Origin of the sequence: Pseudomonas sp. Lb2C2, from assembly GCF_052112205.1 — a bacterium.
In the GTDB taxonomy this organism is placed as follows: domain Bacteria; phylum Pseudomonadota; class Gammaproteobacteria; order Pseudomonadales; family Pseudomonadaceae; genus Aquipseudomonas; species Aquipseudomonas kilonensis.
On record NZ_JAUTYW010000004.1, the window covers coordinates 463,806 to 488,035 of the forward strand.

Annotated in this window: 22 protein-coding genes; 8 read left to right on the forward strand and 14 right to left on the reverse strand. The window is 56.9% G+C overall.

What is annotated here, in order from left to right; all coding sequences use genetic code 11:
• Positions 1-31 precede the first annotated feature (31 nt).
• The 4 genes from Q7F16_RS14085 to Q7F16_RS14100 form a co-directional block, all read right to left on the reverse strand.
• A complete protein-coding gene (locus Q7F16_RS14085) occupies positions 32-1,234 on the reverse strand; it encodes a CaiB/BaiF CoA transferase family protein (protein ID WP_048381773.1) in 1,203 nt (400 codons plus the stop codon).
• A 74-nt stretch (positions 1,235-1,308) separates the two neighbouring features.
• Positions 1,309-2,472 carry an acyl-CoA dehydrogenase family protein gene (locus Q7F16_RS14090; protein ID WP_003442215.1) on the reverse strand — a complete coding sequence of 388 codons (1,164 nt, stop codon included), beginning with the start codon at positions 2,470-2,472 and terminating at the stop codon, positions 1,309-1,311.
• 66 nt (positions 2,473-2,538) lie between these two features.
• Complete coding sequence (locus tag Q7F16_RS14095) at positions 2,539-3,135, reverse strand: thiamine pyrophosphate-dependent enzyme (protein WP_003442218.1); 597 nt, start codon at positions 3,133-3,135, stop codon at positions 2,539-2,541.
• Complete coding sequence (locus tag Q7F16_RS14100) at positions 3,123-3,662, reverse strand: thiamine pyrophosphate-binding protein (RefSeq protein ID WP_409556364.1); 540 nt, start codon at positions 3,660-3,662, stop codon at positions 3,123-3,125. The genes Q7F16_RS14095 and Q7F16_RS14100 overlap by 13 nt, the downstream gene beginning before the upstream one ends.
• 565 nt (positions 3,663-4,227) lie before the next feature.
• Here Q7F16_RS14100 and Q7F16_RS14105 point away from each other — a divergent pair.
• Positions 4,228-5,532 (forward strand): dicarboxylate/amino acid:cation symporter, encoded by a 1,305-nt coding sequence (locus Q7F16_RS14105; protein WP_409556365.1) that lies wholly within the window; start codon positions 4,228-4,230, stop codon positions 5,530-5,532.
• Positions 5,533-5,697: 165 nt separating this feature from the next.
• Here the strand turns inward: Q7F16_RS14105 and Q7F16_RS14110 are convergent, their stop codons facing one another.
• The 8 genes from Q7F16_RS14110 to Q7F16_RS14145 all read right to left on the reverse strand — a co-directional run bounded on the left by Q7F16_RS14110 (position 5,698) and on the right by Q7F16_RS14145 (position 12,988).
• Positions 5,698-6,360 (reverse strand): RraA family protein, encoded by a 663-nt coding sequence (locus Q7F16_RS14110; protein ID WP_409556366.1) that lies wholly within the window; start codon positions 6,358-6,360, stop codon positions 5,698-5,700.
• 81 nt (positions 6,361-6,441) lie between these two features.
• Positions 6,442-7,788 carry an MFS transporter gene (locus Q7F16_RS14115; protein WP_409556367.1) on the reverse strand — a complete coding sequence of 449 codons (1,347 nt, stop codon included), beginning with the start codon at positions 7,786-7,788 and terminating at the stop codon, positions 6,442-6,444.
• Between the two features lie 228 nt (positions 7,789-8,016).
• Complete coding sequence (locus Q7F16_RS14120; RefSeq protein WP_095191723.1) at positions 8,017-8,682, reverse strand: RraA family protein; 666 nt, start codon at positions 8,680-8,682, stop codon at positions 8,017-8,019.
• Positions 8,683-8,802: 120 nt separating this feature from the next.
• Positions 8,803-9,699, reverse strand: a complete 897-nt coding sequence (locus tag Q7F16_RS14125; protein ID WP_409556368.1) for a LysR family transcriptional regulator — start codon at positions 9,697-9,699, stop codon at positions 8,803-8,805.
• Positions 9,700-9,811: 112 nt separating this feature from the next.
• Positions 9,812-11,026, reverse strand: a complete 1,215-nt coding sequence (locus Q7F16_RS14130; RefSeq protein ID WP_409556369.1) for a pyridoxal phosphate-dependent aminotransferase — start codon at positions 11,024-11,026, stop codon at positions 9,812-9,814.
• On the reverse strand, positions 11,023-11,661 hold the full coding sequence (locus tag Q7F16_RS14135; RefSeq protein WP_409556370.1) for an RraA family protein: 639 nt from the start codon (positions 11,659-11,661) through the stop codon (positions 11,023-11,025). The genes Q7F16_RS14130 and Q7F16_RS14135 overlap by 4 nt, the downstream gene beginning before the upstream one ends.
• Positions 11,661-12,323, reverse strand: coding sequence for an RraA family protein (locus Q7F16_RS14140; RefSeq protein ID WP_409556371.1), 663 nt, complete (start codon positions 12,321-12,323; stop codon positions 11,661-11,663). Before Q7F16_RS14140 ends, Q7F16_RS14135 begins: the two co-directional genes overlap by 1 nt.
• Positions 12,323-12,988, reverse strand: coding sequence for an RraA family protein (locus Q7F16_RS14145; RefSeq protein WP_409556372.1), 666 nt, complete (start codon positions 12,986-12,988; stop codon positions 12,323-12,325). The genes Q7F16_RS14140 and Q7F16_RS14145 overlap by 1 nt, the downstream gene beginning before the upstream one ends.
• Before the next feature lie 105 nt (positions 12,989-13,093).
• Between Q7F16_RS14145 and Q7F16_RS14150 the strand changes: the two genes are divergently transcribed.
• From Q7F16_RS14150 to Q7F16_RS14160, 3 genes are all read left to right on the forward strand, one after another.
• Positions 13,094-13,987, forward strand: a complete 894-nt coding sequence (locus Q7F16_RS14150) for a LysR family transcriptional regulator (RefSeq protein WP_003442236.1) — start codon at positions 13,094-13,096, stop codon at positions 13,985-13,987.
• Between the two features lie 159 nt (positions 13,988-14,146).
• Complete coding sequence (locus Q7F16_RS14155; RefSeq protein WP_409556373.1) at positions 14,147-14,965, forward strand: alpha/beta fold hydrolase; 819 nt, start codon at positions 14,147-14,149, stop codon at positions 14,963-14,965.
• 166 nt (positions 14,966-15,131) lie between these two features.
• Complete coding sequence (locus Q7F16_RS14160) at positions 15,132-16,586, forward strand: alanine/glycine:cation symporter family protein (protein ID WP_150743837.1); 1,455 nt, start codon at positions 15,132-15,134, stop codon at positions 16,584-16,586.
• A gap of 61 nt (positions 16,587-16,647) precedes the next feature.
• Here the strand turns inward: Q7F16_RS14160 and Q7F16_RS14165 are convergent, their stop codons facing one another.
• On the reverse strand, positions 16,648-18,024 hold the full coding sequence (locus tag Q7F16_RS14165; RefSeq protein ID WP_409556374.1) for an MFS family transporter: 1,377 nt from the start codon (positions 18,022-18,024) through the stop codon (positions 16,648-16,650).
• A gap of 506 nt (positions 18,025-18,530) precedes the next feature.
• Here Q7F16_RS14165 and Q7F16_RS14170 point away from each other — a divergent pair.
• The 4 genes from Q7F16_RS14170 (at position 18,531) to Q7F16_RS14185 (ending at position 21,890) form a co-directional block, all read left to right on the forward strand.
• Complete coding sequence (locus tag Q7F16_RS14170) at positions 18,531-19,454, forward strand: LysR family transcriptional regulator (RefSeq protein ID WP_409556375.1); 924 nt, start codon at positions 18,531-18,533, stop codon at positions 19,452-19,454.
• 27 nt (positions 19,455-19,481) lie between these two features.
• A complete protein-coding gene (locus Q7F16_RS14175) occupies positions 19,482-20,201 on the forward strand; it encodes an alpha/beta fold hydrolase (protein ID WP_003442251.1) in 720 nt (239 codons plus the stop codon).
• 119 nt (positions 20,202-20,320) lie between these two features.
• Positions 20,321-21,439 carry an MFS transporter gene (locus Q7F16_RS14180; protein ID WP_409556386.1) on the forward strand — a complete coding sequence of 373 codons (1,119 nt, stop codon included), beginning with the start codon at positions 20,321-20,323 and terminating at the stop codon, positions 21,437-21,439.
• 331 nt (positions 21,440-21,770) lie between these two features.
• Entirely contained in the window at positions 21,771-21,890 is a 120-nt protein-coding gene (locus tag Q7F16_RS14185) for a hypothetical protein (RefSeq protein WP_238143968.1), read from the forward strand.
• Here the strand turns inward: Q7F16_RS14185 and Q7F16_RS14190 are convergent.
• Positions 21,887-23,347, reverse strand: coding sequence for a tyrosine-type recombinase/integrase (locus Q7F16_RS14190; RefSeq protein ID WP_409556376.1), 1,461 nt, complete (start codon positions 23,345-23,347; stop codon positions 21,887-21,889). The genes Q7F16_RS14185 and Q7F16_RS14190 overlap by 4 nt on opposite strands.
• Between the last annotated feature and the right edge of the window lie 883 nt (positions 23,348-24,230).

Below are 24,230 nucleotides of genomic sequence, written 5' to 3' on the forward strand. Positions count from 1 at the left end.
TTCAGGCAGGCTTTTTGTTTTCAGCTCAAGGCTAAATCGCCCCGGCTGCGCGCATTTGTTCAATACGATCCTTACCCAGCCCCAATTCCCTGAGCACCTGTTCGGTGTGCTGGCCGAGGCCTGGTACTGCATCCATACGTGGCTCGAATGCGCTGTTGCTGCCTGGAGGTATCAAGCTAGGAACCGTGCCAGCAGAGGTTTCGACTTCCCGCCAGCGATCACGCGCCTGAAGTTGCGGATGGTCCCAAACACCTTGCATGTCATTGACCCGAGCATTAGCAATTTGCGCATGCTCCAACCGATCAAACACGGCATCGAAATTGAGTGTGGAGAACGATTCAACGATGAGTGCCCGCAGCGCCTGGCGGTTTTCGACGCGCTTGAAGTTGGCAGAGAAGCGTTCGTCTTTCGCTAGTTCAGGAGTAAGCAGTACCTTGTCGCAAAACAGCTGCCACTCTCGCTCGTTCTGCAAACCCAGCATTACTGTGGTGCCGTCACCGATGGGGAAGGGACCATAGGGGTAAATCGTGGCGTGGGCGGCGCCGGCGCGAGGGGGAGGTGTAGCGCCATCGTAGGCGTAGTACATCGGGTAGTTCATCCACTCGACCAGGCTTTCCAGCATCGACACATCGAGGTGGCTACCTTCGCCAGTGCGTCCACGCAACAGCAAGGCAGACAGAATTCCGGTGTAGGCGTACATGCCGGCCGCGATGTCAGCAATCGAGCAACCGGCCTTGGCCATTTCTTCTTCACCCGGTCCGCCGGTGACCGACAGGAATCCGCCTTCGCTCTGGATCAACAGGTCATAAGCTTTTTTCTTTTCATAGGGGCCGCCTGCGCCGTAGCCTGAAATGTCACAGACAATCAGGCGTGGAAATCGCTGATGCAAAGCCTCAAATGACAGTCCCATTCGTGCTGTCGCACCCGGCGCCAGGTTCTGCACCAGGACATCGGCAGTGGCCAGCAAACTGTCCAGCACCTCGGTGGCCGAATCTTGTTTCAGATCGAGGGTCAGGCTTTCTTTCGAGCGATTGGTCCAGACGAAGTGTGAGGCGAGACCGTTGACGCGTTGGTCGTAACCTCTGGCGAAGTCCCCCGTGCCTGGTCGTTCGACCTTGATCACACGCGCACCAAGGTCGGCCAATTGTCGGGTGCAGAAGGGCGCTGCAATCGCATGCTCCAGGCTGACGACGGTAATGCCATCGAGGGGACGGATGCCTTTGGGTTGGCTCATGATTATTATCTCTCTTGTCATGGCTCCCCAGTCGCTCCGGCTTAAGCCGACGCACTGGGCTTTACGCTGTTCCTTTAGAAGGAGCGCGGCAGTTCGAGCAGGTGTTCGGCAACGTACGACAGGATCAGGTTGGTGGAGATGGGAGCAACCTGATACAGACGGGTTTCACGGAATTTGCGTTCGACGTCGTACTCGCAGGCAAAACCAAAACCGCCGTGGGTCTGCAAGCAAGCATTCGCGGCTTCCCAAGAGGCTTTCGCCGCCAGGTACTTGGCCATGTTGGCGCTGGCCCCGGCGTTGATGCCGCTGTCGTATTCCTCGCAAGCACGCCAGCGCATCAGGTCAGCCGCTTCGATTTCAATGTGTGCTTCAGCGATGGGGAACTGCACGCCTTGGTTCTGCCCGATAGGGCGACCGAACACGACGCGATCACGCGCATAGGCGCTGGCTTTTTCGATAAACCAGCGACCGTCGCCAATGCATTCGGCGGCGATCAGTGTGCGCTCGGCGTTCAGGCCATCCAGGATGTAGCGGAAACCTTTGCCTTCCTCGCCGATGAGGCTATCGGCAGGAATTTCCAGGTTGTCGAAGAACAGTTCGTTGGTTTCGTGATTGACCATGTTGGCGATCGGCTGCACGGTCATGCCGTTGCCGATGGCCTCGCGTAGATCGACGAGGAAGATCGACATGCCTTCGGATTTTTTCTTCACGTCGGTCAACGGCGTGGTACGCGCCAGCAAGATCATCAGATCGGAGTGCTGGACGCGCGAGATCCAAACCTTCTGCCCGTTGATCACATACTTGTCACCTTTGCGCACGGCGGTGGTCTTTATCTTTGTAGTGTCGGTACCGGTAGTGGGTTCGGTGACGCCCATCGATTGCAGGCGCAATTCGCCGCTGGCCAGTTTCGGCAGGTAGTAGCTTTTCTGCGCCTCGCTGCCGTGTCGTAGCAGGGTGAACATGTTGTACATCTGGCCGTGCACGGTGCCGGAATTACCGCCGCAGCGGTTCACTTCTTCCAGGATTACCGAGGCCTCAGCCAGCCCGAGGCCGGAGCCACCATATTCGACAGGGATCATCGCTGCCAGCCAACCTGCGTCGGTCAGTGCCTTGACGAAGGTTTCCGGAAAGCCTTTTTCTTCGTCGACTTTGCGCCAGTAAGCCGCATCGAATTCAGCGCACAGAGCGCGTACGCCCTCGCGGATGGCATTGAGTTCTTCAGAGTTACGGTCAGTCATTTTTATTCTCCTCAACGCGTCACGCACGGCATCTGCCCTGCGTGACCGGGGCCGGGCAAATAGCAATCAGATCGGGTTGAAACCCAAGGCGGCACGAAAGCGATTCTTGACGTAATGACCATCGCGCGGCGGCAGCACCCGAGGCGGGTTCTCCGCTTTGATCTTTATCGTCGCGAGCTTGACGCCGTCGCGGCTCGCAAAGCGCTCGCGCAGGTCATGTACGCCTTCCATGTCGCGGATTTCATCGGTCCAGCTGAAGCCGCAAGTCTTCGCCACCTGGTCCAGGGAAATACCAAAACCGGCGTGGCTGACTTGCATGCCGGTTTCACCAAAGTGACCGTTATCCAGCACTGCAATGGTCAGGTTGGCGGGCTTTTGCAGTGCCACTGTGGCCAGTGCGCCGAAGCCCATGAGCAACTCGCCGTCACCGGTGACCACCACCACCGACTTGTCTGGCTGCGCATTCGCCAGGCCCAGACCCACCGTGATTGCGCTGCCCATGGCAGCCCACAGGTAGTAATTCAGATCATTGTCACCGGCAGCCATGACGTCGTAGGACGCCGAACCGAGACCCGTCACGACCAGCACGTCTTTGCGGTCGGCCAGCAAGGCCTTGACCACTTCGCGGCGGCACAGGGTGTGGTTTGCACTTACTTGACCCATTTCTTTTCTCCAATCAGGCGCTGACCGAGCAGCAGGGCAGTGGACGAATCACCGTTGAAGGCCATGGTCGCGGCACCGTGCAGCAGGGGGGCGACGTCTTCAGGGACGTCCGCGCGCCAGGTCATCACTTTCATCAGGTTCAGGGAGGCTTCTGTGGCCTGGCCCATCGGGTTCTGCCACGCGTTGAATTCGGCCCAGTCGCCGCGCATGGTGACCACCATCAACAGCGGAAAGCCGGCACAGACTTGAAGTGCCAGGGTATTGATGCAGTTACCGACGCCGCTGGACTGCATCAAGAGAGCGCCGCGCTCGCCGCCAAGCCATGCGCCGGCGAGATAGCCGATGCCTTCTTCTTCGGTGGTGAGGACAACGGCCTTGATGGCCGGGTCGGCATACGACATGCGGATGGCCGCCGAGTGACCTGCATCCGGTACGAAGACCACGTGTTTGACGTCGTGGGCCTTGAGCACGCGGAATACGTCCTCCTGCCAATCCTGTCCCACGGTTTGTTCAGCTTCTGTTGACATGCCCATCTCCCAAGCAGTGCTGCTTTTGTGTTTTCACCCATTCTGGGAGCGCTGAAGGAGAACGACGACTACCGTTTTTGTCTTTGAGATATGCCCGTTTTGTATAGCTGGGCGGTGAATGCGTGGCGCAGCAGTGTGCGGCGATAACCACGAATTATGGGAAAGGGAAAACCGAGAAATTGCCGTTGGAGAAAACGCGGAGCTTGAGCGCGCCGCCATCGCATTTGGGCATATCTGGTAGAGCGCGATCGGCTCTTATTGGGGGAGCAGCACTAGCGTAGTTTCCGGCTACGTCGGTACAGCGCGTAACCGACGCAACCACAACTATAAGATCCGAGGGTTGCACCTATGTATGACAGCCTCCTGCAGTTGGCTTGCCCCGTCCTATCCTCTGTCCATGATCTGTTCCACCCGCATCCATCCTCGGCCTGCCGATACAGGCACTTTGCACTTGCCTTTTTCATTCCGTAGCACTGCGGCGGCCCTTGCGCTTTTCAACGCTGTCGCGTGATCACGCGGGCGTTTACCCAGGCTACTTTCCAGAAAATACGACAACAGGTGCGTGATGAAGAACAGGCTACCGGCTGCGGCAGACATATTGATCGCCATGCTGCTGGGGATCCTTATCGGCTACATGATTTTCCTCAACTTCCCGGACAAAGCGGCGGCGATCAGGATCGCCGGATACATCTCGATCATCTCCGACATTTTTCTACGCCTGATCAAAATGCTCATCGGACCTTTGGTGTTTTCGACGCTGGTAGTGGGCATCGCCCACATGGGCGACGCAAGCGCTGTGGGCCGGGTCTTTTGCAAGGCGCTGGGCTGGTTCGTCACCGCCTCTTTGATTTCGCTGTCGGTGGGGTTGGTCATGGCCAACCTGCTGCAACCCGGGCACAACCTGGGCTTGCCATTGCCAGAGGTGACCAGTGCGACCAACCTGCAAACGTCGGTGTTCACCCTCAAGGATTTCGCCACGCATTTGGTGCCCAGGTCTTTCGCCGAGGCCATGGCCACGAACGAAATTCTGCAGATTGTGGTGTTCTCGCTGTTTTTCGGCGTGGCGTTGGCTTCTCTGGGCAAGAAGGCTCAGGGGCTGATCAATGTCATTGAGGAGCTGTCCCAGGCGATGCTGAAAGTCACGGGTTATGTGATGAAGCTCGCGCCGCTGGCGGTGATGGCGGCCATGGCCGCGACCGTGGCGGTCAACGGGCTCTACATTCTGGTGAAATTCGCGGTGTTCATGCGCGACTTCTATTTCGGGCTGATCGTGCTCTGGGCGATGCTGGTCTTTGCCGGCTGGATGTTCCTGGGGCGGCGTGTATTCAAACTGGTGGTGCTGATCAGGGAGGCTTTCCTCCTGTCTTTCGCCACGGCCAGTTCCGAGTCGGCTTACCCGAAGATTCTTCATGCACTGGATCGTTTCGGGGTCAGGCGCAGGATCTCCAGTTTCGTCATGCCCATGGGTTACTCCTTCAACCTCGACGGCTCGATGATGTACTGCACGTTTGCCGTACTGTTCATCGCTCAGGCCTATGGCATCGAGATGTCCATTGGTACGCAGATCACCATGTTGTTGACGTTAATGCTGACCTCCAAAGGTATGGTCGGTGTGCCGCGCGCTTCGCTGGTAGTGATTGCCGCGACACTGACCCAATTCGATATTCCCGAAGCCGGTTTGCTGCTGATTCTGGGGATCGACACCTTCCTCGACATGGGCCGCTCGGCTATCAACGCAGTGGGTAACTCCATCGCCACGGCGGTCGTGGCCAAATGGGAGGGCGAGTTGATGAGTGAGGGCGAGGCTGAGCGTCATGCGGCTGTGCTGGATGTTCAGGGTGACACAGGAGGAAAACCGCTGACGGTCTGACCTGTTATCGGCATATCTTCAAGATCAAAGGGTGAGCATTCACAGAAGTGGCTGCTCACCCTTTGTCGTTCGCCAAGACTCTGGACGCACAAGCAAAAAAGCCCTCACATTGCGCTGTCGTGGGCAGGCAGTGAGGGCAAAGGGAAAAGGGGCGTAGGGAGGCGATCAGGACTTGCGTTGCAGGGTGTGGTAACCAAGCTCTGACCTGGCTTCCCTGAGGGATTTGCCTTCGGCGATCAAGGCGCGGATATGGGCTTCCACTGCTTCGATTGAGCGGGCGCAGGCCGCCACTTCATGGGCTCGATCCCGGGGCACGATCACCACGCCGTTGGCATCGGCGATCACGATGTCTCTGGCGCACACGCGGGCCTGGCCGATGGACGCCGGCTGATTGACGGACTCTACTTCGACCCGATCCTTCCCGGTACGCATGAAGCGGCCTTTGCTGAACAGTGGGTAGCCGTCACCGAGTGCCTTGCTGACGTCCCGGCAGACACCGTCGATAACGGTCGCCGCAATCCCTTTGCTCCCGGCATATTGGGTCATGATGTCGCCCCAGACGGTGCAGTCGGTGCGCCCGTTATTGTCGATAACCACCACGTCGCCTTCTGCCACATCATCGATGAAATCGCCGACCGTTCCCGGCGGGCAACTGGCAGTGACGTAGCGCACAGTGAAGGCCGGCCCGACCACCACTTGCCGATAATTGTCCAGGGGCATGACGCCCAGGCACTGGCCCGGCAGACCCAGTTTATCCAGGGCATCCGACACGCCTGGCGTATCCAGGCCTTCAAACAGGGCAACCAGTTCTTTGTCTTGGGGGGACATGTGTAACGCCTCGCAGTGATGACAGAATCGTTCAGACAGAAGCCGCTCAAACGAGCGGCTGGGCTTTGTTCGGAAAGCATTTCAGCCCGGAGTGCTCAATTTCTCCCGTGGCTCGGAAATGGTCAGCAAGATGATGAAGCTGATAAATGAGCCAACCGCCAGCCAGGCGAACACATAGTTCCAGCCATAATTGTCCAGCAGCAATCCAGTGATGAAAGGCGTCGCCGCCGCGCCCAACTGACCGATCATGTTCACGATGGCGTTGGAGATGGGGAACGTTTTTTTGGTGGTCAGGCCCATTGGGTAGACCATGTAGGAGGAAAAACCCAGGCTAAGCACAGCGCCGGTCAGCATCAGTAACAAGCCGTAGGGCAGGGGTTCGGCAGGCGAATTGATCAGCAGGTACATCATCAGCGAAGTGCCGAGCGCAGACAGCAGCATGCCCGGTTTACGTCGCCCACCCATCAGTCGATCCGAGCAGAAACCACCCAGCAGGTTGCCGAGCACGGCGCCCACCCATGGCGCAGCCGACACCAACCCCATGTTCATGATCGAGAACTGTTTGACCGTCATCAGGTAGGTCGGAATCCACGCCAGCAGTACGCTTGATACACCCAGTTGGAAGCAATAGCTTGTGGCGCAGCCCCAAATGTTCCAGGACCTGAATACCTGCCGGTTGGTCTCGAGGGGCGTTTCCTGGCGGGCACGTATGACTCGATCGAGTTTGCTCACCCAGACTGGTGTCTTTTTGGGGCGGGTTTGCCGAGTCGCTTCAGTGCTGCCGGTTTCTTCGCTGATGTAGCTGAGCTCGGCTGCGTTGACGAACCGGCTTCGGGAGGGGTGGTCGGTGACCATGAAATACCAGACGACTGCCAGTGCGATCCCGGGCACGGCAAAGAAGTAGAAGATCTCTCGCCAGCCCCATACCGAAATGATCACGGCACACAGTGGCGGCACGATCACGGGCCCGAACTTGACCGCCGACAGAAAGATCCCTGACGCAGTGCCCTTTTCCCGTGCAGGAAACCAGTTGTTGATGGTCGTGGTCATGCTGATCGGCAGCGGACCTTCAGCGACGCCAAGACCCAGGCGATATAGCTTCAATGCCAACAGTGAGCCGACGGTGCCTACCAGGCCGGTCAGCAATGAGGTCAGTACCATGGCGCCCGGCAGGATCCTGCTGACGCCGAAACGGCCGAAGGCAAGGCCGGATGGGATCTGTGCCAATGCATAGGCCAGCAGAAACAAACTCATCAACCCGCCGGCCTCGGCATTACTCATTTCAAACTCTTTACGAATGAACGGTAGCGCGACGCCCAGGTTGGCTCGGTCGGCGGCGGCAATGGTGTAGATCAAGAAAATTAGGGCCGCAACCACCCAACGGTATTTGCTGCGCACGGCTGGTTTTGTGACTTCAGGCATAGACATGGGGCGGACCTTGTTTTTGTCGGTGTTGTCCGGCCAAAGTAATAATTATGAAACCGTAAAAAAAGCGACAAATACTCCTGTCAAAAGATCGCTTTTATTGATGAAACTTTGAGGCCTGATTCGCGTTGTATAAAATGTGCGCGCAAAAAAAAACGGGCTGAAAGCCCGGCAAAAATAGCGCAGTCAATAACGTGCTAAAGGGAATTCAGGATTGCTTCATAGCGAAACTCAGTTCGCCAGTCCGGCCCTTTCCAGCACCTTGTCCAGCCATGACTGATCGATGGCGCCAGTGGCGATTTCGGCTTTGACCTGCTGTTCGTGCGCGTCATGCTCGCGCGCCTTGACCAACACCTGCTCGGCATGGTCGGGCGAGAAGGCAACCAGCCCATCCTCGTCACCGACAATGATGTCGCCCGGATTGATGATCATCCCGCCGATTGACACCGGGACGTTGATTTCCCCTGGGCCGCTTTTGTAGGGGCCGCAATGCACCACGCTGCGGGCATAGCACGGTGTGGCTTCAAAACTGGCGACATCGCGGATGGCGCCGTCGACGACGAAGCCGACACAGCCGCGTTGCTGGGCATAGAGCTTGATCAGCTCACCGATGACCGCGTTGGTCGCGTCACCCTGGGCGTCGATCACCAACACATGCCCCGGTTCGATCAGCGTCAGGGCCTTGTAGATGTAGAGGTTGTCACCGGGGCGAGTCTTCACTGTCAGGGCGGTGCCCACCAGTTTGCCGGTGTGGTTATAGCGCGTCAGCCCCCGGGCACCGATGTGACGCCCGAGGTTGTCGCTGATATGCGGCGTGACGACGCTCTGAAAAGCGTCCAGCAGCGAGCGTGGTGCCTGGGGTGGAGAAGGGTAGATGCGTGAACCGGGCAATGACATAGCGACCTCCATGAACGACTGAACCCTTGTGGGCTATGCGTTCATAGTAAGAAAGGTCGCTCGGTACTATTAGCGATATTTATCTATGTAAAAGCATCGCTTTTTTTCTTGTTTCAAGAGCTAAATCACCATGCGACTGAAATCACAGCAATCTGCCGCCAGACGTGCAACTTCGACACTGAGGCCCTGAAGACGATCGGAGCGGTGCACGGCGATGTATTGGATGGGAGGCAGCGCAGGCTCGGTTTCGATGACTAGTAGCCGACCCTGGTCCACCAATGGCGAGAGACACTGGCGAGGCAGGTAGCTGATGCCGACACCGGACAGGGTCAGGCCCAACTGGGCGATCAGGTAGTTGCTTTTGATCGTACGGTGGACCCGGACGTCATTCTGGGCAAACCAGCGCTCATAGATCAACCCGGTGCCGGAGCCGCCGCCCTGAGTCAGGACGGTGTACGAGGAAATAGCCTGCATGTTCATGATCTCGTTACCCTGATGCAGCGAAGGTGCACACATCCAGGCGTTCTCCACTGAACTCAGCGGCGTGCTGACGAAACGCGCGTCGGCAAAGATGTCGGGAACGATGATCAGGTCGAGCTGATCGTTCTCCAGTTTGGCCACCAGTTCGGTGCTGAGCTCGACCGAGGGTTCGAGCACCACTTTGGGATAAGCACTGCGAATACCCTCGACCAGCGCCGGCAGCCAAGTCATGGCGGTCAGCTCGGTGACGCCGATGCGAAAGCGCCTGACCAACACTTCCTTGGAGCTTATGCGTTCAAGCAAGTAATCGCGCTGGCGCAGAATCTCCGTGGCCTGCTCGAACAACTCCGTGCCTTTTTCCGTCAGACGCGCACTGCGTTTTGAACGATCAAAGATCGGCATGTCGAAAGCATCTTCCAGCTCCTGAATACGTTTGGAGATGGCTGACTGGGACATGTTCAGTTTCATGGCTGCGGATTCGAAGCTACCCAGTTCCACAATCCAGTAGATAGCTTCCAGTTGCTTGAACGTGATCATGGCTCAGGCTCGATTGAAAAAAAGTGATCGATTGTTTATCAGAAACATCGAGTTAACGCAGCTGATAAACAGCAAAACCCGGCCATGGCCGGGTTGGTTTTTCAGCGGCGGATTAACGCAGGCTGGTACAGAACGAGCGGATGGACTCGCAGGCCTTGCGCAATGAAGCGTCATCCAAGGCGTAGGCAATGCGAATGTAGGGGCCGAGGCCAAAAGCGCTGCCATGCACCGCCGCCACATTCGCTTCGTCGAGCAGTGCATGCGCGACATCTTCGTCGGTGTGCAGTACCCGGCCACCCGCTGAGGTACGCCCGATCAATCCGGCACAGGAAGCGAACGCGTAGAACGCCCCAGCTGGACTGACGCATTCAAGACCTGGGGTGTCGTTCAGCAGCGCCACCATCAAATCGCGACGACTCTGGAATGCCACCCGGCTTTCACGGATGAAATCCTTGGGACCTTCCAGTGCCGCGAGCGCAGCCTGTTGCGACACAGAGCTGGCGCCAGAGGTTTGCTGACCTTGCAGTTTTTCCATGGCTTCCAGCAACCAGCGCGGCCCTGTGGCGAAACCGATTCGCCAGCCGGTCATTGCATAGGCCTTTGACACACCGTTCATGGTCAGGGTGCGCGGTGCCAATCGTGGTTCAACCTGGGCTAGGGTGTAGAACGCTTGATCATCAAAAATCAGATGCTCGTAGATGTCATCGGCCAGAATCAGCACGTGAGGGTGAGTCAACAACACCTCAGCCAAGGCGTGCAGTTCTTTCCGGCTATACACCGCGCCGGTCGGGTTGGACGGCGAATTGAGGATCAACCAGCGGGTCTGCGGTGTGATCGCGGCGGCCAGCGCCGAGGGCGTCAGCTTGAAGCCAGTGTCGGCCTCGCAGGTAACGATTCGGGCTTCACCGCCACACAACTGAACCATCTCCGGGTAACTGACCCAGTACGGCGCCGGCACGATGACTTCGTCACCCTCATTGAGGGTCGCGGCCAAGGCGTTGTAGATCACCTGTTTGCCACCGTTGCAGACCAGGGTGTCTTGCCAGGCCACGTCCAGACCGTTCTCACGACGGAACTTGGCGGCCACTGCTTCTCGCAGTGAACGTACACCGGCGACCTGGGTGTAGCGGGTGTGGCCGTGTTCAATGGCATGAATGGCCGCTTCACGCACATGCTTGGGCGTATCGAAATCCGGCTCGCCGGCACACAGCGAAATAATTTTCGCGCCTTGCGCCCGGCGCTCTGCCACCCGATCCATGATTCGGTAAGTCGCGGACGGCTGCGCATTGGCAAGACGCTGATTCAGACGTTGGATATCGGCGCTCATGCGCGAGTTCTCCACTCAGTCAGGTTCATCAGTTCCAGGGTCGAGCGGCCCTCGGTCAACGCCTGCATCATCTGCGCTTCCTTGTCCGCCCGCGCTTCACCTTCTGCCAGGGTGCGTGCGGCATCCGCCTTGGGAATGATGATCACACCATCATCGTCGGCCACCACCCAGTCGCCCTGTGTCACGAAAGCACCATTGAAATTGAACGGCTGCCCCACCGAAGGCGCACTGGCCTTGACTGTGCCTTTCAGCGAGATGCCGCGGGCGAACACCGGGAACTGGCGTTTCTTCAGGGCCGCAATATCGCGTACGCCACCATCGATCACCAGCCCGACCACGCCAGCCGCTTCGGCCGCCACGGTCAGCACTTCGCCCCAATAACCGGCGATGAAGCTGCCCGTGCCTACGACCAGCACGCTGCCACGGGGCACACGTTCCATCGCTAGGTGCAGGGCGAGGTTGTCGCCGGGTGAGCATTCCAGAGGGTAAGCGGGAGCGGAGATAAAGGCACCGTCCCAGATCGGGCGGATCGCGCTGTCGACCGCGCAAGGCAGATGAGATGCTTCATACAGCGTCGAACTGCCCAGCACTTTTGCCCGTGCGTAAGAATCCAGGGGGAGGGGGAGCATAGTCATCAGACTTTCCTCTGCAGGCTGTGGTAACCCAGTGCGACCCGGGCTTCTTTAAGGGTTTTGCCTTGGCTGATCAGCGCGCGAATGTCGGCTTCGACCGATTCGATCTGACGGGCACACGCTGCCACTTCAGCTGCACGAGCCCGGGGGACGACGACCACACCGTTGGCGTCGGCGACTACGATGTCGCGGGCACAGACCCGGGCGGCACCGATGGACACCGGCTGGTTGACCGACTGAACCTGTACGCGGTCTTTACCGGTGCGCATGAAGCGGCCTTTGCTGAAGATCGGGTAGCCATCGCCCAGTGCTTTGTTCACGTCACGGCAAACACCATCGATAACTGTGGCAGCGATCTGCCGAGTACCGGCGTACTGGGTCATGATGTCGCCCCAGACGGTGCAGTCAGTGCGGCCGCCGTTGTCGATGACCACCACATCGCCGGGCGCGACGTCGTCGATGAAATCACCAACGGTGCCCGGAGGTACGCTGGCCGAGACGTATTGCACAGTAAACGCTGGGCCGACGATAACCTTGCTGTAGTTGTCCAGTGGCGCCACTCCGAGGCATTGGCCGGGCAGGCCGAGTTTGTCCAGCGCATCGGAGACGCCCGGGGTGTCCAGGCCTTCAAACAAGGCGACCAGTTCTTTGTCTTCGATATTCATCAGGCGTGCTCCGTGTGGATCGCTTCGAATTGGGTGTCATGCATCACTTCGGCGACCGAGCGACCGCTGCGGACAGCCTCGACCATGCCGTCCTGGCGGCGGGCAATACGCTCGCCAAGGTCAAGCACTTTCTCGATATAGGCTGAGGGCACGAACACGGTGCCGCAGGTATCGGCGATGACATAGTCGTTCTCGCTGACGTCGACGCCGGCCACGTTGATGGTTACGGCGGCATCGATCTGCACCACCCGATTGCGGGCACTGATCATGGTCACCCCGCGGCCATAAACCGGGTAGCCAATTGACTCGCTGCCGTCGATGTCACGACTGAAACCGTCGATCACCGTGCCGCGCACTTTCTTGCTGGCCGCCGCGTTGGCGAGGATGTCGCCCCAACAGGAGATGCCTTCGACTCCACCTGCGATCACCAGCACACGGTCATCGCTGTCGATCTGTTCCACCACGGGGGTAATCAGGTGCACAGTGGGGACGTTGTCGGATTTAGGAGCCAGCAGCACGGTGCTGGCGCGGCCGACAATCTTTGGGCAGTTCCACAGTGGGCGCAGCCCAACAGTGGCACCCGGCAGGCCGAGGAAGTCGAGCGCATCGGAGACCGTGTTGGTATCCAGCGCCGCCAAGCGATCCAGCAAACTCTTATTGATCATGGGAAAGCCCCAGTGGTGACGGAGGCGCCCAGTGTCAGTGAGACAATTTGATAGGTATATTACTAATCACAGATGCATTAGATACGTTAAACCTATGGATTAATCATGATCAATTTTCGACTGATTCGTCATCTCTGGTTGTTCCTGGCGGTGGCCGAAGAACAGAACTTCGGCCGTGCGGCCAAGCGTTTGGGCATGTCCCAGCCACCGCTGAGCGAGCAGATCCAAGTGTTGGAGCAGGCGCTCAAGGTCAAGCTGTTTGATCGCTCGCGACGCGGTGCGAAGCTGACCCCGGTGGGAGCGGCGATTCTGCCGGCCGTGCGCAAGTTCGCCGACCAATTGGAACGGCTGGAGCTCGCCGTGGAGGAGGCGGTGGCGGGGCAGTCGGGGATGTTGACCATCGGCGCGATTTCTACGGCCATGTTTGATGTCTTGCCGGGTTTGATCGAGCAACTGAAGAGCGATTACCCGCACCTCACCGTGTCTGTACGGGAAATCGACAGCGTCGAAGCGGTGCCGGCGCTGGAAGCCGGGGATATCGACCTGGCTTTCGCCCGGCTGGACGGTGATCTGGGGGCCTCGATCAAATCACTGCCGCTGACTCAGGACCGCCTGGTTGTGGCCCTGCCCAGCGATCACCCCTTGGCTGCGCGCACGCGAATCAGCCTGTCCAGCCTGGCCACTGAACCCTTGGTGATGTTTTCCCGAAAGGTTAGTCCGGTCTACTTCGACAATCTGATCGCGACTTGCCGCGCCAGCGGTTTTTCCCCGCGCGTGCTGCATGAAGTGCGCTCGGTCGCCTCGCAAATTGCCTTTGTCAGCTGCGGCCAGGGTATCGCACTGGTACCAGCGTCGCTGAAAAAACTGGCACCGGACAATGTGGTATTCCGAGCACTGATCCAGAAGCTCAATGTCGTGACCACTGCGGTGGCCTGGAATGCAGATCGGCCCAATCCGCTGGTGCAGGAGCTGGTCACCCGTCTCCAGTCCCGTGTGTGAGTCGACCAAGGCCCTATGCGTGAACAAGAATGATAGGTTTGGCGTATGAAAGCCTTCCCGTATTAGGAATTTACAGAAGGCTCGATTCCCTTGAAATTGCGAGCCTGGCTGCCGGCAACCCAGGTTCGGCGGTACCTTTTCGTTCAAGGAGTCAACAACGTGTCTTCTCCAGAAACGTTCACTCATGTGCAACTCCCTCTGACGGTGGAGGGTGTCCAACTGAACGTGGCCGCCATCCATCGCGACGGCGTCCTTGCGCCGATCGTGTTCCTGCATGGTTTTGGTTCGACCAAGGAGGACTATGCCGACATCGTGCAGCAGCCCGCGTTCGCCGGTCACCCTTTCGTGGCTTACGACGCACCGGGTTGTGGTGAAAGCCAGTGCGATGATCTTTCCAGGATTTCCATTCCCTTTCTGCTGCAGACAGCGCTGCAGGTGCTGGCACATTTCGGCATCGAACGCTTCCATCTGGTCGGCCATTCCATGGGCGGTCTGACCGCATTGATGCTGGCGCATCAGTTCCCGGACCGGGTGCTTAGTTTCGTCGATATCGAGGGCAATATCGCCCCGGAAGACTGCTTCCTCAGCCGGCAGATCATCGACTATCCGAGCAACGATCCCGAGGTGTTTTTCTCCGCCTTCATCGAACGTGCCCGACACGCCCCTGCCTATGCCAGTGCACTCTATTCCGCGAGCTTGCGGCACAAGGTGCGTGCCGGTGCGGTGCGGGGGATATTCCAGTCGATGGTAGATCTTTCCGATAATGCCGATCTGATGAGCAAATTCCTCGGCTTGAAATGCCCACGAATGTTCATGTACGGCGAGCAGAACGCGTCACTGTCCTATCTGCCGCATATCCAGGCCGAAGGTGTCCGGCTGGCCCCCATTCCTTATTGCGGGCATTTCCCGATGTATTCCAACCCCATCGCGATGTGGCAACAGATCGCCGATTTCCAGGTGAGCAGCCTTACCGGGTAAGCCCGGTCGTCCTGAGGGCTTCCTGATCATTCGCGGGAGCCTGGCCAGGCCACGAAGTTGAAATTCAAAAGCTGATTCAGTCACTTCTCCTGCCTTCGGGCGGCGACGTGTGCAGGCGCGTGCGTGCCTGAAATCCGTGTACCTATAACAACAAGAGGTTCGACCCATGCTTGATGTCATTAATGATTTTCTCTCCGGCAAGCTTCTGATCGTGCTCATAGTAGGCCTGGGCGGCTACTTCACAGTGCGTTCACGCTTTGTCCAGTTCCGCCATTTTCTGCATATGTTCGGCGCCTTCCGCGATAGCGTGCAAAAGAGTGCCGGGCAGATCAGCTCCTTCCAGGCCTTGATGCTTAGCCTGGCGGGGCGCGTAGGTGCGGGCAATATCGCCGGTGTTGGGTTGGCGGTAACGTTGGGCGGGCCGGGCGCGGTGTTTTGGATGTGGGTTACCGCGCTGGTGGGTATGTCCACCAGCTTCTTTGAGTGCAGCCTGGGGCAATTGTACAAACGGTGTGATGCGAACGGACAGTTCCGCGGCGGGCCGTCGTATTACATCCAGTACGGACTGAAACAACCCTGGCTGGGCAAGGTCATGGCATTACTGCTCTTGGTGACCTTTGGTTTCGCCTTCAACGGACTGCAATCCCATGCCGTGACTCACTCGCTGAATAATGCGTTTGGTTTCTCTACGACCTACTCCGGCATTACGATTGCCGTATTGCTGGGCCTGGTGTTCATGGGCGGCATCAAGCGCATCGCCGCGGTCTCGGACCTGCTGGTGCCGGTCAAAACGCTGGCTTACATTGGCGTGACCGTTTATGTGATCGTGCTCCAGTTTGATCATGTTCCCGGAATGCTGATGACCATCTTCAAAAGTGCTTTCGGCCTGGATCAGGCGTTTGCCGGCCTGGTCGGCAGTGCCATTGTCATGGGCGTCAAACGTGGGGTGTTTGCCAACGAGGCGGGACTGGGGAGTGCTCCCAACGTAGCCGCGGTGGCGAAAGTGGATCACCCGGCGGCTCAAGGGGTGGTTCAGGCCTTCAGCGTTTTTCTCGATACCTTTGTGATCTGTACCTGTACGGCGCTGCTGATTCTGCTGTCAGGCTTTTACACGGCTGGTTTTGAGGGCGATGGCCTGGTGCTGACTCAGAACGCGTTGGCGGCAGTGGTCGGAGACTGGGGACGCACCTTCATCAGCGTGGCGTTGGCGCTGTTTGTCTTCACGTCGATCCTCTACAACTACTACCTGGGCGAGAATAACCTGCGCTTTCTGCTGGGTGACAAGCGCGCTGCGGTCATTGTCTATCGTGGTTTGGTGTTGCTGCTGATCCTTTGGGGGGCTGTGCAAAACCTGGGCACCGTGTTCGCTTTTGCCGATATCACCATGACGCTGTTGGCCTTCGTGAATCTGATCGCCCTGGCGCTGTTGTTCAATGTTGGCATGCGCTTGCTGCGCGACTATGACCAGCAACGCAAAGCCGGTATCAAGACGCCTGTCTTCGACTCAAGTCAGTTCAAGGATCTTGATCTTGATTTGCAGGCATGGCCGAACCGGGAGCACGCGGCCAACGTCCTCGCCGAAACTGTTACTCAAGTTGCACCTGCATCTGCTACCCAGTGATGCAAAAAGGGCCCATGGATCTCATGGGCCCTTTTCAAATACCTCTGTAATCGTCAGTGCTTCAAACGCTCGCAGCGTGCGACTTTGCGCAACCCTTCAAACCGGTGCGCTCTTCGATCTCACCGGAACCGCTGATGTACCCATAGCGCGAAAGATTCGGCATCAGCATCGCGGCGATGAAAGTGATGGTCACGACGGCCGCGACATAGAAGAAGAAATATTCCTCAATGCCTTGGGACCGGAGCGACAAGGCGACGTATTCGGCGGTGCCGCCGAATGCCGCATTGCCGATGGCATACGGAAAGCCTACGCCCAATGCGCGTACCGCAGGTGGGAACAGTTCAGCTTTGACGATCCCGGCAATCGGGGTGTAGAGCGACGCAATGGCCAGGCCACCAAACACCAGCAGGAACGCCGTAAACGGGCTGCTGACCGATTGCAGTGAATAGAGCAGGGGAATCACCAACAGCATCGCCAACCCGGAAAACATCAGCATGTGCGCCTTGATCCCGATACGGTCCGCCAGCAAGCCGAACAGTGGCTGGCAGAACATGAAACCGACCAGGGCCGCGGTCATGATGAAACTAACCGTTTCCGGGCTGAAACCGGCTGAGATCACCAGGAACTTCTGCATATAGGTGGTGAAGGTGTAAAAGTACAAAGAACCACCGATGGTAAACGCTACCACCAGCGCGACCGCCCGTTTGTGCTTGAACATGCCGCGTAGCGAGCCGGCGTCTTTGCGGCTCATGTCTTTCTTGGTGGCGGTTTCATGCATGGCGCGGCGCAGATACACCACCACGATTGAGCTCAGGGCACCGATGAAGAACGGAATCCTCCAGCCCCATTCGCGCAATTCTTCGCCGGTGAGGGTTTGCTGGAGAATGACCACGGTCATCAATGCCAAGAGCTGACCGGCAATGATGGTGAAGTACTGAAAGGAGCCATAAAAACAGCGACGTCCAGGTGTCGCGATTTCACTGATGTAGGTGGCGCCGGTGCCGTACTCCGCGCCGACTGACAGCCCCTGAATCAGCCTGGCAACGACAAGCAAAACTGGCGCCGCCACACCGATGGTTTCATAGGTCGGCATGACGGCAATCAACAAGGAACCGGCGCACATCATGAACACCGAGATAATCATCGATACCTTGCGGCCGCGGGTATCAGCAATCCAGCCAAAAATCCAACCGCCGAGCGGCCGCATGAAAAAGCCGACGGCGAAGACGCCGGCGGTTGCGAGCAACTGACTGGTGGTGTCGCCTTTGGGGAAAAACGAGCTCGCAAAATAGATGGCGGTATAGGCGTAAATGAAAAAGTCGTACCACTCCACCAGATTGCCCGAGCAGGCACCCATGATGGCTCTGACACGATTCGGACTTTTCATCTGATCGGACTTTTCAGTGTGGCGTGTTGAGTCGCTGGTTGATGCAGACATTCTGTTCACCCTTTTTTCAAGGCGAGACGATACGAGGCGCACGCTGATGCGTGTCCGACGTTGCTAGCTCGATGGGTTGATGTGCTTAACGCAAGTGCTGTGACCCTTCGACGACCAAGGCACTTGAAGCGGGGGGGTGTATATGAGAGGTCAGCTGTTCGCTGACTGTATAAGGCGGGTCGGTCAGGTAACGAGAAAGGTAGTCAATCATGGCGGCAAGCCCTCGAATCTTATTCTTGTAGTCAGTCGATCGCTCTTGGCGTCGACGTTGATTGCACGCTACCGCAGAGTGACGAGGGTAATAAGCCGTCAGCCAGGTCTAACTGATATACCGAAATTCTATAGCTTGTCTTGCAGCCCCTACGGGCTGGGGGATACAGCCGGCTAGAAAGCCATTAGGCCCCATGCGACGCGGGCCCTGTGGCATTCCAGGAAACGCTAATGCGTTTACACTCATACTACTTTCGACGCATTTCGCGCCGAGCCCGACTTTGACTGGCCTGGTAATGGATGTCGTTCAACTCAAGACCCTAATTCATGTGGCCGAGCTTGGCAGTCTCAGCAAGGCCTCCGACCGGCTTCACATCGCACAACCGGCACTGAGTAGGCAAATTCGTCTGTTGGAAAAGGAACTCGGGACCTACCTTTTTGATCGGCATGGACGAGGCATGGAAATTACCGATGCCGGCCGTGAAGTCTTGGCGCATGCCACTCGGATCATGGAAGAGATGGAGTCCATTCGAAGTTCGGTCGTGGGCGGGAAGTCTTCTTTTCGGGGCACGGTGATGATCGGTACAACACCGACGGTAGCGGAAATTGTCACCGTTCCGCTGGTGCGGAAAATCAAAGAAGAGCATCCGAATCTTGCCATCAGGTTCTCCTCCGCCTTTAGCGGCTACCTGCTGGATTGGGTTCAGCGTGGCGAATTGGAACTGGCGATTTCTTACGATCCCCAACCCTTGCATACGCTGCGTATCGTGCCGGTGATGATGGAAAACTTGCTGCTGGTCGGACCTGCCAGTGCCAATCTACGCCTGGATGCGCCGGTGTCATTCGAGTCTTTGGCCGAGCAGCAATTGGTGTTGCCAAGCGCCCGCCACAGTCTTCGCGTGATTCTGGATAATTGTGCGCGAGAAGTCGGCATCAAGCTCAAAACCAGTGTTGAAGCTGACTCCTTCGGCGCGATGATTGACCTGGTTCGCAATGGCTTCGGTTTGACAGCTTTGCCACTGGCATCGATTTACACGCAAATTGAATCGGGAGTGCTCAGTGCTGCACCTTTGGTCGACCCTATTCCCATGCGTAAATTGGTCCAGGTATTTCCCGCGGACAGGCGAGTCAGCCCCGCCGCAAAATTTGTTGGAGATGCGTTCATCGAGATTGCCGCCGATCTAGTAGGTCGCGAAATCTGGGCAGGGCACATGCTTTGAACAACATCAATCCTCGACCATGAACCTATGAAGGAAACCCCGTTGTCTTCCAACCTTACGCCGCTCGTGCTTATCCCCGGATTGCTTTGCGATGACCGCCTTTGGGCACATCAAAAATCTGTCTTGGAAAACTCAACGCATATCTGCATCCCTGATGTCTCCCTTGACTCCAGCATTGCTCAGATGGCGGAGCGGACTCTGGATGAAGCACCACCTTTTTTTGCACTCGCTGCGTTGTCCATGGGCGGATATGTAGCCATGGAAATTATGAAAAAGGCACCTGAGCGGGTTTTGAAGTTGGCAATGATAGACACGATGGTGCGACCGGACGATGAAGCCCGTACCAAGGCGAGACGTGGCCTGCTGACTCTTGCACAACTTGGCCGGTTCAAGGGCGTAACACCACAACTGTTGCCCAAGCTTGTGCATCCCCGCTGCATTGGAACTGCGATTGCCGATACGGTGCAGGAAATGGCCGCAGCAGTAGGAAAGGAAGGGTTTGTTCGGCAGCAATTGGCGATTATAGAGCGTCCCGATTATCGACCATTATTGAAGAGCATTGTGGTCCCGACCTTGATCGTTGTTGGTGAAAGCGACGAAATCACCCCTCCAGTTGAGTCCGAAGAAATCCATCGCGGCATACCGCATTCTCGATTGGTGGTGGTGCCTCAATGTGGGCATCTGCCGCCGCTTGAGCAGCCGCAACTGACGACTCTGCTATTGAGTCGGTGGCTTGAAGATAGTTAACACCCTTGAGCCCAGTCGCTTATGCGTTCGTGGCTTTGCATGCATTTCTTATCTTTGATGACATTGTTTTGAGAAATCAAACTCCACTACCTGGAAAGTTCGGCATCGTCTTGTTAGGGATACTGCAAGTTTTGGTCTGGGGAGGTTCGTTCTTCCTTATGGCCGTAATGGCCGATCCGATCATTGAAGAGACAGGGTGGGCTAGCCAGTGGGTCTATGGCGCATTGTCTCTGAGCATTCTTGTTTCTGCGGTGTTGGCTCCGTTGATCAGTCGACTGATTGCCCGCTATGGCGGTCGCCCAATTCTTGCCAGCAGTGGTCTAGGAGTCGCCATTGGATTGTTTCTGATGGCCAATGCCACGTCATTGCCGTTTTTTTTACTGGCTTGGTCAGTCATCGGCATTGGCATGGCGCTTGGATTGTATGAAGCACTATTCGCCTGTTTAGGTTCACTTTACGGTGAGCGAGCGGGCGGTGTGATTACAGGAATTACATTGATCTCAGGGTTTGCGACAACGCTTTCCTGGCCGGCGGTTGCGTTAGTCATCGATTACATCGGTTGGCGCTCAACGTGTTTGGCCTATGGAGCGTTGTTAGTGCTGACTGTGGCACCGCTTTATATGTGGGTGCTACCGAGAGGCTCGGTTTCACTCAGAAAAAATGACGCGTTGTACGATGAAAGTCTGTCGATTGATCGACGGGTGTACTGGCTCCTCACGACGGTTTTTGCGTTGGGCGCAGTGATCATGACGGCAATCTCTGTTCAGCTGATTTCTTTGCTTCAAGGTCAGGGGTATTCACTTGCAGCTGCCATCGGATTCAGCGCTTTACTGGGGCCGAGTCAGGTAGGCTCGCGGATTCTGCAAGTATTTTCACGAAAGCGACACCCAATTTGGACGACGTTGATCTCTGTCGTACTAGTGGCAATCGGTCTGTCGGTTGTGACCATGACGCCGGCAATGACGGGTCTTGGCCTCGTACTTTATGGTGCTGGTAATGGTTTGCGAGCGATTGTTCGGGGGCTGCTACCGTTGACGCTGATGTCGCCAACGCATTATGTTTTGCTAATGGGTCGCATGTCTCGACCTTCACTTATTGGACAGGCACTCACACCTCTTGCTGGTGGTTACCTTTTGCAAACGTGGGGGGCGGGCGGAGTGCTTGCTGGGCTAAGTTCGTTGGCTATGTTGAATGTGATACTGGTGTTGTTCCTCCTACAACTAGTTCGAAAACAATGACCAATCTTGGTCCGTTGCAGCCTGTTATGAAAGGGCTGCTATCTACTGTGGATTCAACCGGTCGATGCACCACAATTAAATTCTGTGTAAGCAAAAGGAATGTTACAGATGAAGCAGAGACCTCGGATCTATTACACCGAAAGTCAGAAAAAATTGATGTGGGATCACTGGTAAAAAGGCGACTATCCAGCAGGTCGCCCTACTATTTGAACGAAACCGCTCATTGATACAGCGCATCCTGACGGAAATAGGCGGTATCAGCCCCTCTGTACAGCGCAGGTCCGGATTGGGCCTGACGTTGGCTGAACGCGAAGAGATTTCGCGTTCAGTGGTGGCAGGTAACTCGATCCGTTCCATGGACACGCTGCTAGGGCGAGCAGACTCTAAGATCAGTCGTGAGATCAGACACAGCGGTGGCCAAGGATGCTACCGGGCTAATCGAGCTGATTAGGCTGATGAAGGCGGCAAGGATTCAGTGGAGGCGTACGCTGGAAAAGACATCATCGACTTGCTTGGTGGATGCTCGTAAGTTGAGGACAGCACGGCACTGAGTCGATCGCCCAACAGGTTCCAGGCACACTTCTTCTCTTCGGCATAGTCGTGATGCAGGTAATGGCGCCTGACCCTCGAGCCTGCCAACACATGGTTCTGACAGCGATCAATGACGTCCAGGCTGACCCCCAAAGCCTGCATCATGGTCGCGCCCGTGCGGCGCAGGTCATGCGGCGTCCAGTCGCCGTTTTGGCCGTCGGCAAGGACCAGCGTGTCGTCGTGACGCCTTCTTGAGAGGGCCTTGCGGTTTTTGAACCGGGCCTGGCGATCGCCGACCTGTTTACTCACCACTTTGACGTCCACATGCCCATCATCCTGCTTGTTGGGGAAGCACCACTGGGAGTCGCCCGTCAGGGTTTTAAGTTCCTGAAAGAAATGCAATGCGAAGGGGGAGAGGAAAACGTGGTGGTCCTGTTTCTTGCCCCGGGCGCCTTTGACGTTTTCGCTCGGGAGGAACCAGGTCTGCCGGTCCAGGTCGACATTTTTCCATTCGGACTGGAGCAGCTCGCCAATCCGGCACAAGGTGCCCAGGCTGATCCAGAGCGCGAGTTGAGTTTCTTTCTTTAACGGCCGAATGCCCTCGTATTTTTGGCCGGCGGGGAGGGCGTTGTAATCGGCGGTCATTTGCTGGAAGCGGTTGTGCAGTTCCAACAGCTCAGTTGGCGTAAGGATGCGGCTTCTTTCGGCTTCGTAGTCGGCAGGGATCAAGGGGGAGATGTCGACCAGCTCAGTTGGATCACCCTCGATCAATAAGGCCCGCCAGGGCTGACGTTTTCTAGCCCAGCTAAACATCTGGGTGAGGTCGGCGAAGAAGCTGATGGCTTGCCGGTAAGCGCCGCGGTTGACCACGGCCCGGATCAGCACCCGAACATCGTGTTCTGAAACATTGTTCACCGCGGTCTTGCCAAGTGCCGGAAAAAGGTCCTTGTTAAAGCGTCGTTGCAATTCAGCATTGCCATCTTTACGCGCCACGCCATCCAACAGCCAGGCCTTCGCCAAATCTTGGACCGTCAGTGTTTGCACCTTCGTCGTTTTTACTTGTTCGGCCTCTACGTTAGCCGCGGCGTATGCCTGTGCCTTGGCGGTTTTCTTGTGCTCGTTGGGATTGATCTGCACATCAATGAGTGCCCGTGCCTGGTTGCGGGCCTTGCGGATGTCCGTCAGGGATTTGCGTGGCCAGGACCCGCAGGCGTATTCTTTGTTCTGGTCGCCCCACCGATAGCGATAAAAAAAGCTGACCGACACGCCGTCCTTACGCAGGGAAATTCGACCTGCGAGATTGCCATCTTCCCGGAGGATGCGGCCGGCATCGTTGGCGGTCAGCGACTCGAGTTCTTTGATGGTAATTTTGGCCATAAATCAGACTCCCCCTACTTTTACCCCCACAAAAACGTCGGCTCTTGATGGACGTTACTGGACTCTCGTAGAGCAGAACACCGCTGGAGCTCAAGTAAATACTAGCTTAGAAAAATCCAGAGTGAAATTTTGGAGTCTTTCAAGAAGTATGAAAAAGGAGATGGGGTGCTAGGGGTCGAGTGTTCGAATCACTCCGTCCCGACCATATAATTCAAGGGGTTGCGAGATTTTATCTCGCGACCCCTTTTGTTTTTTAAGTGTTTTTACCCCCTCAAAACTACTGGCTCTCAGCGGAAATCGAAAGGACTGTGAGGGCGATTTCGCTGTTTGGGGAGTTAGAGGCATACGGATAGCCCGTCGCTGTGAAACGCTGGGGCAGTAGGATTCGGTTGTCAATTGGACCCTACGGTCCGCCATTAAGTCAGGGAGCAATCGATCCGAAGCCACAGTTCAACTAGGAGTTGTCCAGGCTGCGCGTATTTAAGTGGTGAAAGTAGTCGAGAATTGGCTAGCTTCGATGCCCTCACGTGCATAGTCTCTGTCTCAGGTGACTACTACCCCGGATTTCCTTGGATCAGGGAGCTTGAGGATCGTGGCGCCTGGCTTGCATCGAGTGCTCCGGTGTTGAATGCCCCGACGGATTACATCCGTTTTTTATTGGCATAGGGAGCCGGCAAGAACGATCCAACGAATGCGTCTCAAGGCCGGGCCTCGGCAATATTTGCCTGCAAGATGCCTTCAACGCTGTTGTCGTCGCTGTCAGCGATTCAGAACGAGCAATTGCAATTGCAGCAGCGCCGCAGATCCTTGGCTGTGGACTGACCTATGCCTCCGAAAATCCTAAGGTTTCTGCTGCCAAAACTGCATGCTTGATAACCGTATT

Coding starts and splice junctions, on each gene's coding strand:
- Q7F16_RS14145 (WP_409556372.1), bottom strand. CDS start 12,988: ATGATCAATAAGAGTTTGCTGGATCGCTTGGCGGCGCTGGATACCAAC.
- Q7F16_RS14175 (WP_003442251.1), top strand. CDS start 19,482: ATGAAGGAAACCCCGTTGTCTTCCAACCTTACGCCGCTCGTGCTTATC.
- Q7F16_RS14140 (WP_409556371.1), bottom strand. CDS start 12,323: ATGAATATCGAAGACAAAGAACTGGTCGCCTTGTTTGAAGGCCTGGAC.
- Q7F16_RS14170 (WP_409556375.1), top strand. CDS start 18,531: ATGGATGTCGTTCAACTCAAGACCCTAATTCATGTGGCCGAGCTTGGC.
- Q7F16_RS14125 (WP_409556368.1), bottom strand. CDS start 9,699: ATGATCACGTTCAAGCAACTGGAAGCTATCTACTGGATTGTGGAACTG.
- Q7F16_RS14110 (WP_409556366.1), bottom strand. CDS start 6,360: ATGTCCCCCCAAGACAAAGAACTGGTTGCCCTGTTTGAAGGCCTGGAT.
- Q7F16_RS14085 (WP_048381773.1), bottom strand. CDS start 1,234: ATGAGCCAACCCAAAGGCATCCGTCCCCTCGATGGCATTACCGTCGTC.
- Q7F16_RS14150 (WP_003442236.1), top strand. CDS start 13,094: ATGATCAATTTTCGACTGATTCGTCATCTCTGGTTGTTCCTGGCGGTG.
- Q7F16_RS14095 (WP_003442218.1), bottom strand. CDS start 3,135: ATGGGTCAAGTAAGTGCAAACCACACCCTGTGCCGCCGCGAAGTGGTC.
- Q7F16_RS14165 (WP_409556374.1), bottom strand. CDS start 18,024: ATGTCTGCATCAACCAGCGACTCAACACGCCACACTGAAAAGTCCGAT.
- Q7F16_RS14190 (WP_409556376.1), bottom strand. CDS start 23,347: ATGGCCAAAATTACCATCAAAGAACTCGAGTCGCTGACCGCCAACGAT.
- Q7F16_RS14130 (WP_409556369.1), bottom strand. CDS start 11,026: ATGAGCGCCGATATCCAACGTCTGAATCAGCGTCTTGCCAATGCGCAG.
- Q7F16_RS14160 (WP_150743837.1), top strand. CDS start 15,132: ATGCTTGATGTCATTAATGATTTTCTCTCCGGCAAGCTTCTGATCGTG.
- Q7F16_RS14105 (WP_409556365.1), top strand. CDS start 4,228: ATGAAGAACAGGCTACCGGCTGCGGCAGACATATTGATCGCCATGCTG.
- Q7F16_RS14100 (WP_409556364.1), bottom strand. CDS start 3,662: ATGTCAACAGAAGCTGAACAAACCGTGGGACAGGATTGGCAGGAGGAC.
- Q7F16_RS14135 (WP_409556370.1), bottom strand. CDS start 11,661: ATGACTATGCTCCCCCTCCCCCTGGATTCTTACGCACGGGCAAAAGTG.
- Q7F16_RS14120 (WP_095191723.1), bottom strand. CDS start 8,682: ATGTCATTGCCCGGTTCACGCATCTACCCTTCTCCACCCCAGGCACCA.
- Q7F16_RS14090 (WP_003442215.1), bottom strand. CDS start 2,472: ATGACTGACCGTAACTCTGAAGAACTCAATGCCATCCGCGAGGGCGTA.
- Q7F16_RS14115 (WP_409556367.1), bottom strand. CDS start 7,788: ATGTCTATGCCTGAAGTCACAAAACCAGCCGTGCGCAGCAAATACCGT.